The 13686-nt window shown below is 75.7% G+C and carries 12 protein-coding genes; 10 read left to right on the top strand and 2 right to left on the bottom strand.

Going from position 1 to position 13686, the window contains the following annotated elements; translation table 11 throughout:
- From J5O08_RS15070 to guaB, 3 genes are all read left to right on the top strand, one after another.
- The coding region (locus tag J5O08_RS15070) for a MerR family transcriptional regulator (protein ID WP_218707694.1) at positions 1–677 on the top strand (677 nt) is incomplete at its 5' end.
- Between the two features lie 102 nt (positions 678–779).
- A complete protein-coding gene (locus J5O08_RS15065; RefSeq protein ID WP_218707693.1) occupies positions 780–1475 on the top strand; it encodes a response regulator transcription factor in 696 nt (231 codons plus the stop codon).
- A 106-nt stretch (positions 1476–1581) separates the two neighbouring features.
- Positions 1582–3111 carry an IMP dehydrogenase gene (guaB, locus tag J5O08_RS15060; RefSeq protein ID WP_217616361.1) on the top strand — a complete coding sequence of 510 codons (1530 nt, stop codon included), beginning with the start codon at positions 1582–1584 and terminating at the stop codon, positions 3109–3111.
- 57 nt (positions 3112–3168) lie between these two features.
- Here the strand turns inward: guaB and J5O08_RS15055 are convergent, their stop codons facing one another.
- The gene (locus tag J5O08_RS15055) at positions 3169–4725 is read right to left on the bottom strand and encodes a UDP-N-acetylglucosamine 1-carboxyvinyltransferase (protein ID WP_308161097.1); all 1557 of its coding nucleotides are present in this window, start codon (positions 4723–4725) and stop codon (positions 3169–3171) included.
- A 165-nt stretch (positions 4726–4890) separates the two neighbouring features.
- Entirely contained in the window at positions 4891–5886 is a 996-nt protein-coding gene (locus J5O08_RS15050; protein WP_218707692.1) for an exonuclease domain-containing protein, read from the bottom strand.
- A gap of 163 nt (positions 5887–6049) precedes the next feature.
- On the opposite strand from J5O08_RS15050, the gene J5O08_RS15045 reads away from it, so the two are divergent.
- The 7 genes from J5O08_RS15045 to ptsP all read left to right on the top strand — a co-directional run bounded on the left by J5O08_RS15045 (position 6050) and on the right by ptsP (position 13678).
- Positions 6050–6604 carry a type 1 glutamine amidotransferase domain-containing protein gene (locus tag J5O08_RS15045; RefSeq protein ID WP_218707691.1) on the top strand — a complete coding sequence of 185 codons (555 nt, stop codon included), beginning with the start codon at positions 6050–6052 and terminating at the stop codon, positions 6602–6604.
- Between the two features lie 77 nt (positions 6605–6681).
- Positions 6682–7806: a GuaB3 family IMP dehydrogenase-related protein gene (locus J5O08_RS15040; protein ID WP_217616365.1), complete on the top strand. Its 1125-nt coding sequence runs from the start codon at positions 6682–6684 to the stop codon at positions 7804–7806.
- A gap of 296 nt (positions 7807–8102) precedes the next feature.
- Positions 8103–8864, top strand: a complete 762-nt coding sequence (locus tag J5O08_RS15035) for a DeoR/GlpR family DNA-binding transcription regulator (RefSeq protein ID WP_147794306.1) — start codon at positions 8103–8105, stop codon at positions 8862–8864.
- Entirely contained in the window at positions 8861–9826 is a 966-nt protein-coding gene (gene pfkB / locus J5O08_RS15030; protein ID WP_218707689.1) for a 1-phosphofructokinase, read from the top strand. Before J5O08_RS15035 ends, pfkB begins: the two co-directional genes overlap by 4 nt.
- Before the next feature lie 2 nt (positions 9827–9828).
- Positions 9829–10284, top strand: a complete 456-nt coding sequence (locus J5O08_RS15025; RefSeq protein WP_147794304.1) for a PTS sugar transporter subunit IIA — start codon at positions 9829–9831, stop codon at positions 10282–10284.
- Positions 10281–11843 carry a PTS fructose transporter subunit IIC gene (locus tag J5O08_RS15020; protein WP_218707688.1) on the top strand — a complete coding sequence of 521 codons (1563 nt, stop codon included), beginning with the start codon at positions 10281–10283 and terminating at the stop codon, positions 11841–11843. The genes J5O08_RS15025 and J5O08_RS15020 overlap by 4 nt, the downstream gene beginning before the upstream one ends.
- A gap of 98 nt (positions 11844–11941) precedes the next feature.
- Positions 11942–13678 carry a phosphoenolpyruvate--protein phosphotransferase gene (ptsP, locus tag J5O08_RS15015; RefSeq protein ID WP_218707687.1) on the top strand — a complete coding sequence of 579 codons (1737 nt, stop codon included), beginning with the start codon at positions 11942–11944 and terminating at the stop codon, positions 13676–13678.
- The last annotated feature ends 8 nt before the right edge of the window (positions 13679–13686 follow it).

Below are 13686 nucleotides of genomic sequence, written 5' to 3'. Positions count from 1 at the left end.
GCCGAGCCGCGGCCGCCCCGTCCGGCGCGGCCACCGCGTCGGGCGCCCGCGCCACCCGCCCGCCGCGCCCGGCCACGCCGACCTCCGTCATCGACGCCGCCCTCCGGGCGGACGCCGCCGAGGTGACCCGGCTGCTCGCGCTCCCGGCGGGCGGCGACCTGGTGCGCTGGTGGTCCGACCTGGTCGCGCCCGCGCGGTCCGGCATCGCGTCGCGCACGGTCCTGGCCCGCCCGGGCGACGAGCCCGACGCGCTCGTCGCCGCCGCGGCCCTGGCGGTGCTCCGGGACCGCTCGGGCCGGGTCCCGCGGCACCCGTCGCGCCGCCGGATCGTCCTGCTGCTCGCGGCGCCGGGTGAACCTCGGCCGCTGTCCCTGCACGTGCTCGCGGGCGCGCTCGCCGACGCCGGCGTCGACGCGCGGGTGGTCGCGGGGCCCACCGGCCGGCACCGGCTGCTCGAGATCGCGGCCATGACGTCGCCGTCGGCGGTGGTGCTGCTGAGCGAGCAGACGGCCCCCGACCTGGGCCTCGTCGGCGCGGTGGCGGAGGCGCACGCCGCGCTGCCGGTGTTCGTGATGGTGCCGGACGAGGCCGCCGGGGAGGTCCCGCTGGGCCACCAGGTGCACCGGGTCCGGACCGTCCCGGGCCTGGTCCACGAGGTGCTGGCCGTCTCCGCCTGACACCTGGGTTCTTCCTGGACGCTAACGTCGGCCCCGATCCGGCCGATACAGGAAGGAAGCCGGATCCGCCAGGGTCCTGGCACAGGCGGAAGGCGGAGGTCGATGGCGGGCGTCGTGGTGTGCCACGGATCGACGGCGGTGCGCGAGCGCATCGTCCTGACGGCACTCGGTGTGCCCGCGCTGGCCCCGGTGCGCGCGGCGGCGTCCGTGGACGAGCTGGTCACGCTGGCGCGGCGCGTGCCGCCGACCATCGTGCTGCTCGACGCGCACCTGCCGACCCCGGGCCCCGTGGAGGCGATCCGCCGGCTGCGCGCGGTGCCGTCGCAGTCGACGGTCGTGATGCTGGCGGTGCCCGGCGACGAGATCGCGCTGGACCGGGCGATCGCGCTCGGTGCCCGCGGGTACCTGGCCCCCGACGTGGGCCGGGCGGAGCTGGCCGCGGTCGCGGCGCACATCCTGGCGAGCCCGGGCATCCCCGGCGCGCCCGGCGCGGTGCCGCACGACGGACTGGCCGCCGCGCACGCCCACGGCGCCGTCGCGAGCGCCCCGACCCCGGTGGTCGCCCGGGTGGAGCTGCCCGCGCAGTCCACCGGCCGTGACGAGGTCTCGCTCACGAAGCGCGAGGTCGAGGTGCTGGTCGGCATGAGCAACGGCCGGTCGAACGCGCAGATCGGCCAGGAGCTGTTCCTGTCCGAGGACACGATCAAGACCCACGCCCGCCGGCTGTTCCGCAAGCTCGGCGCCGCCGACCGCGCGCAGGCGGTGGCCATCGGGCTGCGCAGGGGCCTCATCCGCTGACGCCCGGCGCGGGCGCCCCCGACGGGTCGTCCGCGCGCGCCCGGCGTCGCGCAGGTCACCCCGGACGGCGGCCGGGTCCTCCGACCGGCGGCCGTATCATCGGGGGATGACCGACCTGGGCACCCCTGGATCCGCCGCTCCCGCCGACCCGTTCGGCTTCATCGGTCTCACCTACGACGACGTCCTGCTGCTCCCGGGCGAGACGGACGTCATCCCGAGCGAGGTCGACACCACGACCCGGCTCACGCGTGAGATCTCCCTGTCGATCCCGCTCGTGTCCGCCGCGATGGACACCGTCACCGAGTCGCGCATGGCGATCGCCCTGGCCCGCCAGGGCGGCATCGGCGTGCTGCACCGGAACCTCTCGATCGAGGCGCAGGCCCACCAGGTCGACCTGGTGAAGCGCTCCGAGTCCGGCATGGTGTCCGACCCCGTGACCGTGGGCCCCGACGCGACGCTGGCCGAGCTCGACGCGCTGTGCGCCAAGTACCGCGTGTCCGGCCTGCCGGTGGTGGACGACGACCGCCGCCTCCTGGGCATCATCACGAACCGCGACCTGCGGTTCGTGCCGCCGGCCGAGTTCACCACCCGCCGGGTCCGCGACACGATGACATCGATGCCGCTGATCACCGGCCCGGTCGGCATCTCGAACGACGACGCCGCGGCGCTGCTCGGCAAGCACAAGGTCGAGAAGCTGCCGCTGGTCGACGCGGACGGCCGCCTGCAGGGCCTCATCACCGTCAAGGACTTCGTGAAGTCCGAGCAGTACCCGATGGCCACGAAGGACGCGAGCGGCCGCCTGGTGGTCGCCGCGGCCGTCGGCTTCTTCGGGGACGCCTGGGACCGCGTGTCCGCGCTGGTCGAGGCCGGCGTGGACGCGCTCGTCGTCGACACCGCGAACGGCCACGCCCGGCTCATGCTCGACATGGTCCGCCGGATCAAGTCCGACCCGGGCACGAAGCACGTCCAGGTCATCGGCGGCAACATCGCGACCCGCGAGGGCGCGCAGGCGCTGGTCGACGCGGGCGTGGACGCGGTCAAGGTCGGCGTCGGCCCGGGCTCGATTTGCACCACCCGCGTGGTCGCCGGCGTCGGCGTCCCGCAGGTCACCGCGGTCTACGAGGCCTCGCTGGCCGCGAAGCCCGCGGGCGTCCCGGTCATCGCGGACGGCGGCCTGCAGTACTCCGGCGACATCGCGAAGGCCCTCGTGGCCGGCGCGGACAGCGTCATGGTCGGCGGCCTCATCGCCGGCTGCGACGAGTCGCCGGGCGACCTCGTGTTCGTCAACGGCAAGCAGTTCAAGCGCTACCGCGGCATGGCGTCGCTGGGCGCGATGCAGAGCCGCGGCGACCGCCGGTCGTACTCCAAGGACCGGTACTTCCAGGGCGACCTGACCGACGACGAGATCATCACCGAGGGCATCGAGGGCCAGGTCCCGTACCGCGGCCCGCTCGCGGCGGTGGCGCACCAGCTGGTCGGCGGCCTGCACCAGTCGATGTTCTACGTCGGCGCGCGCACGATCCCGCAGCTGCAGCAGCGCGGGAAGTTCGTCCGGATCACGCCGGCGGGGCTCAAGGAGTCGCACCCGCACGACGTGCAGATGATCTCGGAGTCGCCGAACTACACGGTGCGCTGAGACACGCGGAAGGGGCCGGGTGCGGATCGCACCCGGCCCCTTCCGCGTCCCGCGGGGTCAGTCCCGGAACGTCTCGATCTGCGCGCCCAGCTCGACGAGCCGCTCCTGCAGCCCCTCGTAGCCGCGGGCGATGATGTCGACGTTGCGCAGCACGCTCTCGCCCTTCGCCGCCAGCATCGCGAGCAGGATCACGACCGCGGGGCGCAGGGCGGGCGGGCAGGACACCTCGGCGCCGGACCAGCGGGTCGGGCCGGACACCTGCAGCCGGTGCGCGTCGAGCAGCCGGACGTCGGCGCCGAGCCGGGTGAGGTCGGTCAGGTGGATCGCCCGGCCCTCGTACACCCAGTCGTGCACCAGCGTCGACCCGGTCGCGCACGCGGCGATCACCGCGAAGAACGGCAGGTTGTCGATGTTGAGGCCGGGGAACGGCATCGGGTGGATCTTGTCCAGCGGCGCACGCAGCTCGCTCGGGTGCACCGTGATGTCGACGAGCCGGGTGCGGCCGTTGTGCGCGGTGTACTCCTCGGACAGCGTGTAGCGCTGGCCCATCTCGGACAGGGTCGCGAGCTCGATCTCCATGAACTCGATCGGCACCCGGCCGACCGTGATCTCGGAGCCGGTGACGATGCCGGCGGTGAGCAGGCTCATGGCCTCGACCGGGTCCTCCGAGACTGCGTACTCCACGTCGGCGTCGATGTCGGCCTTGCCGTGCACCCGCAGCGTCGTCGTGCCGATGCCCTCGACACGGACGCCCAGCAGCTCCAGGTAGAAGCACAGGTCCTGGACCATGTAGTTGGGGCTGGCGTTGCGGATGGTGGTGACGCCCGGGCGGCGGGCGGCGGCCATCAGCGCGTTCTCGGTGACGGTGTCGCCGCGCTCGGTGAGCACGATCGACAGGTTCTCGGTGCCCGGGTCGGTGACGCGGGCGAGGTAGCGGCCGCCGCTCGCGGTGACGGAGAGGCCGAACGGGCGCAGCGCGATCATGTGCGGCTCGACGGTGCGGGAGCCGAGGTCGCAGCCGCCGGCGTACGGGAGCCGGAACTCGTCCTGCTGGCCGAGCAACGGGCCGAAGAACATGATGATCGACCGGGTGCGGCGGGCGGCGTCGACGTCGATGGCCTCGAGGTCGAGGTCCTTCGGCACGACGATCTCCAGGTCGCGGCCGTCGGCGGACCAGGTGGCGCGGACGCCGACGGACCGCAGCACGTCGACGATCCGGTCGACCTCGACGATCCGCGCGACGTTCTTGAGCCGCGTGGTGCCGCGGTTGAGCAGCGAGGCGCAGAGCAGGGCGACCGCGCCGTTCTTCGACGTGTTCACGTCGAGCCGGCCGGACAGCTGCGCGCCGCCCCGCACCCGCAGGTGGGTGTGCTGCGGGCCGCCGAGCGTGACGATCGGGGAGTCGAGCGCGGCGCCGATCCGGGTCAGCATGTCGAGGCTGAGGTTCTGCGCGCCCTGCTCGATGCGGTGCACGGCGGACTGGCTGGTGCCGAGGAGCTCGGCGAGCTGGGTCTGCGTCAGACCGCGGTGGCGGCGCGCGGACCGGACCAGCGAGCCCACGTGGGCCAGCTGCTCGGGGAGGGTGGGGGTGACGACGGGGATGGACGAGGTCACCGTGGGCACGGCTCCGGTCGTCGGGTTGGTCAGGGTCACGACGACGACGTTAACTCATGGATGAGATATCGGCACGGCGTCGGATGGGGAGATCGTGTGCGCGGGTGTCGGCACGGCTGATCCCGACCTCATGACCGGTGTTGCGGATAGCGCCGATGGTGCAGGTCAGGCGATCAGCGTGTCCTGGATCGGGCGGCCGGCGAACCGGCGGTCGCGGGCCGGGTCGTGCCGGATGGCGACCGGCTCCGGCGTCACGCGGACGGGGAGCGCGGGCTGGGTGGCGATCCGGCCGGTGACCCGGGCGGCGAGGTTCGGCGCAGGCGCGGCGGCGACGGGAGCGGCGACGTGCGCGACGGCGGCCGGCGCGGCGGCGACGGTCCGGGGCGCCGGCTCCGGTGCCGGCAGCGGCTCGAGCGGTGCGCCCGTCCCCGGCGCCCCCGCGGCGGCGGCCGCCCGTGACGCCGCGCGGCTCGGCCACGTCGACTCCGCGCCGGGGCCGGTGTGCCCGCGCTCGGCGCGCCAGGCGTTGAACGCCTCGGCCCACGCCCGGTGCGCGGTCACCTGGTAGTCGTGCAGCGAGACCAGGTCGAGGTCGCCCAGGTGCGGGAACCGCCCGACGATCCGCTCCAGCACGTCGAGGGTCGCCACCACGTCCACGTCGGCGGTGTGCAGGCTGCCGGTGTCGACCACCTGGTAGACGCCGCACAGGTCCACGAGCTTGCGCTTGCCCGACCGGTACCGGTCCTCGGCGCGGTCGAGGACGAGCGGGTCGATGACCGGGCGCAGCTCGCCGCCGAGGCGGTCCTCCACGGTCGGCAGGCCGTGCCGGCGGAGCTCGGACTCGAGGAGGCACAGGTCGAAGGAGGCGTTGTAGGCCACGACCGGCACGCCCTCGCGGACGGCCTCGGCGATGGCGGCGGCGATCTCGTCCAGCGCCCCGCGCGGCTCGGCGCCGTGCGCGCGGGCGTGCTCGGTGCTGATGCCGTGGATCGCGCTCGCGCCCTCGGGGATCTCGACGCCGGGGTCGACGAGCCAGGTGCGCACGTGGGTGCCGTCGCGGTCCCGCCGGACGAGCGCGGCCGTCACGATGCGGTCGTGGTCGGTGTCCACGCCGGTGGTCTCGGTGTCGAACCCCAGCAGCGGCCCGTCGGTCCAGGTCATGCGTCTCCCTCTCCTTCCTGCGCGGCCAGCATCGCACCGGCCACCGACGCTCCCGGGGACCCCGCGCGGCGTGTGGCCCGGCCCGGATGCGACCGGCGCCCTCCCGGGTGAGGGTGGAGGCAGACCCCGCGGACCGCGGGGGGCCCCACGGAAAGGAGTCGTCATGGCCCGCCTGACCGGCCGCACCGTCGCGTTCCTCACCAGCTCGAAGGGCATCGAGGAGCCCGAGCTCACCACGCCCTGGAAGGCCGTCGCCGACGAGGGCGGCACCCCCGTCCTCGTCTCCGCCGAGGCCGGCACCGTCCGCGCGGTGAACAACGACCTCGACCCGGGCGGCGAGTACCCGGTCGACCGCACGCTGGACCAGGTGTCCGCGGACGACATCGACGCGCTCGTCATCCCCGGCGGCACGGTGAACGCCGACACCCTGCGCACCCAGGAGGGCGCGCAGGCGCTCGTGAAGGCCGTCCTCGGCGCGGGCAAGCCCGTCGCCGCGATCTGCCACGGCCCCTGGACCCTCATCGAGGCCGGCGTCGTGGACGGCGTCACGCTCACCTCGTACCCGAGCCTCGCCACCGACCTCCGGAACGCCGGCGCCACCTGGGTCGACGAGGAGGTCGTCGTGTCGCAGGCGGCCGGGGCCACGCTCATCACCTCCCGCAACCCCGACGACCTGCCGGCGTTCAGCGCGGCCGTCGTGGACGCGGTCGCGGGCTGAGCCGCACCACCCACCCGGGCCCCGTCGCGCGCCGCGGCGGGGCCCGCGTCGTGCGCCCGCGCCGGTAACCTGTCCCGGTGAGCAACGAGATCGAGATCGGCCGCGGCAAGCGGGGACGGCGCGCATTCTCCTTCGACGACGTCGCCGTGGTGCCCTCCCGGCGCACCCGGGACCCCGAGGAGGTGTCCGTCGGCTGGCAGATCGACGCGTACCACTTCGACCTGCCGGTGCTGGCGGCGCCGATGGACTCCGTGATGAGCCCCGCGACCGCGGTCGCGCTGGGCCGCGCGGGCGGCCTGGGCGTGCTCGACCTCGAGGGCCTGTGGACCCGGTACGAGGACCCGGAGCCGCTGCTGGCGCAGATCGCCGAGCTGCCGGCCGGCGAGGCGACCGCCCGGATGCAGGAGATCTACTCCGCCCCGATCCAGCCCGAGCTGATCCGCCGCCGGGTCGGCGAGGTCCGCGACGCGGGCGTGACGGTCGCCGGCGCGCTGTCGCCGCAGCGCACGCAGGAGTTCTGGAAGGACGTCGTCGACGCGGGCGTCGACCTGTTCGTCATCCGCGGCACCACGGTGTCGGCCGAGCACGTGTCCGGCCGCGCGGAGCCGCTCAACCTCAAGCGGTTCATCTACGAGCTCGACGTGCCGGTGATCGTCGGCGGCGCGTCCACCTACACCGCGGCGCTGCACCTCATGCGCACGGGCGCTGCGGGCGTGCTCGTCGGGTTCGGCGGCGGCGCGGCGCACACCACCCGGGTGTCCCTCGGCATCCACGCCCCGATGGCCACCGCGGTCGCGGACGTCGCGGCCGCGCGCCGGGACTACCTCGACGAGTCGGGCGGCCGGTACGTGCACGTCATCGCCGACGGCGGCGTGGGGCGCTCGGGCGACCTGGTCAAGGCGATCGCCTGCGGCGCGGACGCGGTCATGCTCGGCGCCGCACTGGCGCGCGCGACCGACGCCCCCGGCGGCGGCTGGCACTGGGGCCCGGAGGCGCACCACCCGCACCTGCCGCGCGGCGAGCGGGTGCAGGTCGGCCAGGCGGGGACGCTGGAGCAGGTGCTGTTCGGCCCGGGCCACACCGCGGACGGCTCGCTCAACCTCATCGGCGCGCTGCGCCGGGCGATGGCGACGACCGGGTACTCGGACGTCAAGGAGTTCCAGCGCGTGGAGATCGTGGTCTCCCCGTACCAGCCGCGCTGACGCCGGCACCCGCGCGCGCCGAGGGCCGCGGCTCCCCGAGGGGAGTCGCGGCCCTCGCTGCGTCCGGGGGTGTGCGGTGCCCTGGTCGGCCCTCGCCCGCGCCCACTGCCGACAGCGGGACCGGCGATCCGGGCGTGGGCGGATGCCCGTTTCGTTCGCGTTTGAGTCCGAGTCGGTTTGATTGCTTGCGTTTCCGTGTCCGGCTGCGGCATGCTGGATCGCGCAGCCGCCCAGCGCCGGGCCTCCCTCGGCGCCCGGGTCGGCTGTGCAGACGACCCGGACCCGACGGAGGCGACGTGTACGCAACGGAGCGCCAGCAGCAGATCCTGGCGGCCGCGCGACGGGACGGGCGCGTGGACGTCGCCTCGCTCGCGACCACCCTCGACGTCACGCCGGAGACCGTCCGCCGCGACCTCACCGTCCTGGAGCGGCACGGGCTGGTCCGCCGGGTGCACGGCGGCGCGATCCCGGTCGAGCAGCTCGGGTTCGAGCCCGGCCTGGCGCAGCGCGAGGGCCTGCTGTCGGGGGAGAAGGACCGGATCGCCAAGGCCGCGCTGGAGGAGCTGCCGGCCGGCGGCGCGATCATCCTCGACGCGGGCACCACGACGGTCCGGCTGGCGGAGCTGCTGCCGACCGACCGCGAGCTCACCGTCGTCACGCACGCGCTCCCGGTCGCCACGGTGCTCGCGACCCGGCCCGGCATCACGCTGCACCTGGTCGGCGGCACGGTCCGCGGCCGGACGCTCGCGGCTGTCGGCACCTGGGCGCTGCGGGAGCTCGCGGACATCCACGTGGACACGGCGTTCCTCGGCACCAACGGCCTGAGCGTCGAGCACGGGCTGACCACGCCGGACCTCGCGGAGGCCGCCGTCAAGCGGGCGCTGGTGACGGCGGCGCGGCGCACGGTCGTGCTGGCCGACCACACCAAGCTCGGCCGTGCCGACTTCGCGCACGTGGCGTCGCTGGAGCAGGTCGACACGCTCGTCACCGACTCCGGGGTGATGCCCGAGCTCGCGGACGAGGTCGAGGCCGCCGGCACGCGGGTGGTGCGCGCATGACCGCCGCGGGCGCGCCGCGCGTCGTCACGCTGACCCCGAACCCGAGCCTGGACCGCGCGCTGCACCTCGAGCGGCTGGCGGTCGGCGAGGTGAACCGCGCCGCGGCCACCCACCTGCACCCCGGGGGCAAGGGCATCAACGTGTCGCGCGCGCTCGCCGCGCACGGCGTCGCGTCCCGCGCGGTCCTGCCGTCCGGCGGGCCGGACGGCGCGCAGGTCGTCGCGCTGCTCGCGGCGCAGGGCGTGGACGCGCGGCCGGTGCCGGTCGCGGGGGACACCCGGTCCAACATCACGCTCACCGAGTCGAGCGGCGCGACGACCAAGATCAACGCGCCGGGCGCCGCCCTGACCCCCGACGAGGTCGCGGCGCTGCTCGCCGCGGTGGAGTCCGAGCTCGCCGGGGCGACCGCCGTGGTCGCGGCGGGCAGCCTGCCGGCCGGGCTGGGCGACGACTTCTTCACCGCCGTCGCCGACCTGGGCGCGCGGCACGGGGTCCCGGTCGTGCTGGACACCTCGGGCGCCCCGTTCGCCGCGGCGGTCCGGCACGGCGGCCTCGCGCTGGTGAAGCCCAACGACGAGGAGCTCGCCGAGCTCGCGGGCCACGAGCTCGTGACCGTCGGCGACGTCCTCGCGGCCGCCCGCGCGGTGCAGGCCCTCGGCACCGCCGCCGTGCTCGTCAGCCTCGGCGCGCACGGCGCGCTCCTGGTCGCGGACGGGGGCTCCTGGTGGGCCGGCGGCCCGGGCCTGGTCCCCGTGTCCACGGTCGGCGCGGGGGACTCGACCCTCGCCGGCTACCTCGCGGCCGACGGCGCGCCCCCGGACCGGCTGCGCCGCGCGGTCGCCTGGGGCCGGGCCGCCGTCCTGCTCCCGGGCAGCGCCGTCCCGCGCCCGTCCGACGTCCGTCCTGACGAGGTCGCCCTGGTGGCCGACCCCGACCCCGCCCTCGCGCTGAAGGAGCTCTGACCATGAGCCTGCCCCTGACCTCCGCCGACCTGGTCGGCGTCGACCTGGCCGCGGCCGACCGCGACGACGCGACCCGCCAGCTCATCGCCCTGCTCGCCGCGGCGGGCCGGGTCACCGACGCCGAGGGCTTCCACGCCGACGTCCGCGCCCGCGAGGCGCAGATGGCCACCGGCATGCCCGGCGGCGTCGGCCTGCCGCACGCCCGGTCCGAGCACGTGTCGGCGCCGAGCCTCGCGGTCGGCAAGCTGCGGGAGCCCGTCGACTGGGGAGCCCCGGACGGTCCCGCGCGCCTGGTGTTCCTCATCGCCGCACCCGCGGGCGGGGACGCCGACCACCTGCAGATCCTGGCCGCGCTCGCCCGCCGGCTGGTGCACGAGTCGTTCCGGCAGTCGCTGCTCGACGCGCCCGACGCGGCGACGGTGGCCGACATCGTCCAGCGAGAGGTGGTGCCGTCATGAAGTTCGTCGCCGTGTCCTCGTGCCCCACGGGGATCGCCCACACGTACATGGCCGCGGAGGCCCTCGAGCAGGCGGGCAAGGCGGCCGGCCACGAGGTGCACGTCGAGACGCAGGGCGCCGCGGGCTCGACCCCGCTGGACCCGGCGATCATCGCCGCCGCCGACGGCGTGATCTACGCCGCGGACCTCGAGGTCCAGGCGAAGGACCGGTTCGCCGGCAAGCCGTTCGTCGACGTCGGCGTGAAGAAGGCGGTGCACGACCCCAACGGCGTGCTCGCCCAGGCCGTCGCCGCCGTCGAGGCGGGCGTGCCCGCGGCGGACGCCGCCGCGGCCGGTGCCGCGCCCACCGCGGCCGGGGCTCCTCGCCCCGCGGTCAAGGTCGACCCGAACGCGGGCGTCGGCACCCGGATCCGGCAGTGGCTGATGACGGGCGTGTCCTACATGATCCCGTTCGTCGCCGCCGGCGGGATCCTCATCGCCCTCGGCTTCATGATCGCGCAGGCGGCGTGGCCCGGGAACGAGGGGCCGGTCGCGGTGACCGCCGTACCGGTCGAGGACCTCATCACGTCGTTCAGCATCACGTCCGGGCAGGACTGGGCGGTGCTGCTCTACCAGACCGGGGCCGCCGCCTTCGGGTTCCTCGTGGCGGTGCTGTCGGGGTTCATCGCGTACGCGATCGCCGACCGGCCCGGCCTCGTGCCCGGCTTCGTCGGCGGCGCGATCTCCGTGGTGATCGGCGCGGGCTTCCTCGGCGGCCTGGTCACCGGGTTCGTCGGCGGGTTCCTCGCGCTGTGGATCAGCCGGTGGCGGGTGCCGAAGGGCGTGCGCGGCGTGATGCCCGTCGTGGTCACGCCGCTGCTGTCCTCGCTGGTCACCGGCTTCCTCATGTTCGTGGTCATCGGCCGGCCGATCGCGAACGTCATGGACGGGCTCACGAACTGGCTCAACGGGCTGTCCGGCTCGAACCTCGTGCTCATGGGCGCGCTGCTCGGCGCGATGATGGGCTTCGACCTCGGCGGCCCGATCAACAAGGTCGCGTACACCTTCGCGGTGACCGGCCTGGCGACCGAGGGGCTGACCGGGGACGCCGTGCAGTACCGGATCATGGCGGCCGTGATGGCGGCCGGCATGGTCGCCCCGCTGGCGATGGCCCTGGCGACCGTCGTCCGCAAGGGCCTGTTCACGCACGCCGAGCGGGAGAACGGCAAGGCCGCCTGGCTGCTCGGGCTGTCGTTCATCTCCGAGGGCGCGATCCCGTTCGCCGCGGCCGACCCGTGGCGGGTCATCGTGTCCTCGGTCGTCGGGTCGAGCGCCGCCGGCGCGATCACGATGGCCGTCGGCTCCGGGGTCCGGGCGCCGCACGGCGGCATCTGGGTGCTGCCGCTCATCTCGAACGCGCTCGGGTTCCTCCTGGCGGTCGCGGTCGGCATGGTGGTGACCGCGGGCGTCGTGGTCGTGCTCAAGGGGCTGCGACCGAGCCCGCTGGTCGAGGCCGAGCGGGAGGCCGACGCCGCGGCCGCCGCGACCGCGCCGGCCGCCGCCCAGCCCGCCGTCGCCTGACGGCATCCTGGTGCCCCCGGGCCCGCCGCGGCCCGGGGACGCACGGGCGGGACCTCCGCCCCTTCACAGACCGATCTCGACGGGGAGACGCTCGCACCATGACCGACACGCGAACCGAGACGACCGCACCGCCCGCCGCCGGGACGGTGCTCCAGGGGGTGGGGGTCGGCCGCCGCGTCGCCGTCGGCCCGGTGGTGCGGGTGCGCCCCGCCCCGGCCGTGCCCGGCGACGCCCCGGTGCTCCGGGACGGCGCGCCGGTGCCCGCCGACGAGCTGCCCGACGCCGTCGCCGCCGCCTTCACGGCCGTCGGCGACGGGCTGCGCGAGCAGGCGTCCCGCGCCACCGGCACGGTCGCCGAGGTGCTGGGCGCGACGGCGATGATGGCCGACGACCCCGCCCTGCGGGACCAGGTGCTCGGCCGGGTCCGCGGCGGTGAGCCCCCGGTCGCGGCGATCGACGCCGTGGTCGGCAGCTTCGCGGCGATGTTCGAGCAGGCGGGCGGCTACCTGGCCGAGCGGGTCACCGACCTGCGCAGCGTCCGGGACCGGGTCGTCTCCCGGCTCGCCGGGCTGCCGGCGCCCGGGGTGCCCGAGCTCCGCGAGCCGTCCGTGGTCGTCGCCCTGGACCTCGCGCCCGCCGACACCGCCGCGCTCGACCTGGAGCGCGTGCTCGCCCTCGTCACCGAGGAGGGCGGCCCGACCGGGCACACCGCGATCATCGCCGGGCAGAACGGCATCCCGTGCGTCGTCCGCACCACGGGCGCGTCGGCGCTCGCGGACGGGGTCGTGGTCGGCGTGGACGCGGCGGGCGGGACCGTCCTGGTCGAGCCGTCCGCCGACGACCGCGCCGCGCTGGAGACCCGCGCCGCCGCCGAGCGCGCGCTGGAGTCCGACACCGACCCGGGCGGCACGGCCGACGGGCACCGGGTGCAGCTGCTCGCCAACATCGGTACCGCCGAGGACGCCGAGAAGCTCGTCGGCGCCGCCGTCGAGGGCGTCGGGCTGTTCCGCACCGAGGTGCTGTTCCTCGGCCGGCAGCAGGCGCCGACGGTCGACGAGCAGGCCGCCGCCTACGCCCGGGTGCTGCACGCGCTCGGCCCGGACCGCAAGGTGGTCGTGCGGACCCTCGACGCGGGCGCCGACAAGCCGCTCGCGTTCGCGAACCTGCACACCGAGGAGAACCCGGCGCTCGGCGTGCGCGGCTACCGGCTGGTCCGGTCCGCGCCCGGGCTGCTCACCGACCAGCTCACCGCGCTGGCGCGGGCCGGCGAGGAGACCGGGACCCAGCCGTGGGTGATGGCGCCGATGATCGCGACCCCGGCGGAGTCGCGGGCGTTCGCGGAGGCCGTGCACGCCGCGGGCCTGCGCACCGCCGGCGTCATGGTCGAGGTGCCCGCCGCCGCGCTGCGCGCCGGAGCGGTGCTCGACGAGGTCGACTTCGTCTCGCTCGGCACCAACGACCTGGCGCAGTACACGATGGCCGCCGACCGGCTGCGCGGCGAGCTCGTCGACCTGCTCGACGCCTGGCAGCCGGCCGTCCTGGAGCTCGTCGCGGCGACCGCCCGGGCGGGGTCGGCGAAGGAGCGCCCGGTCGGGGTGTGCGGCGAGTCCGCGTCCGACCCGCTGATGGCGCTCGTGCTCACGGGGCTCGGCGTCACCAGCCTGTCCATGTCGCCCGCCGCGCTGCCCGCGGTCCGGTTCGCGCTGCGGCGGCACACCCTGGACGCGTGCCGGGCGATGGCGGACGCGGCGCTCGCGGCGGCGGACCCGGCCGCGGGGCGCGCGGCGGTGGCGGGGCTGCTCGACCCGGAGGCTCGGGCGACGCTCGGCGTGTGAGGCCGGGA

The organism is Cellulomonas sp. PS-H5 (genome assembly GCF_019265565.1).
In the GTDB taxonomy this organism is placed as follows: domain Bacteria; phylum Actinomycetota; class Actinomycetes; order Actinomycetales; family Cellulomonadaceae; genus Cellulomonas.
The sequence above is the reverse complement of the archived record's forward strand: the minus strand, read 5'-3'. Positions and strand labels throughout refer to the sequence as shown.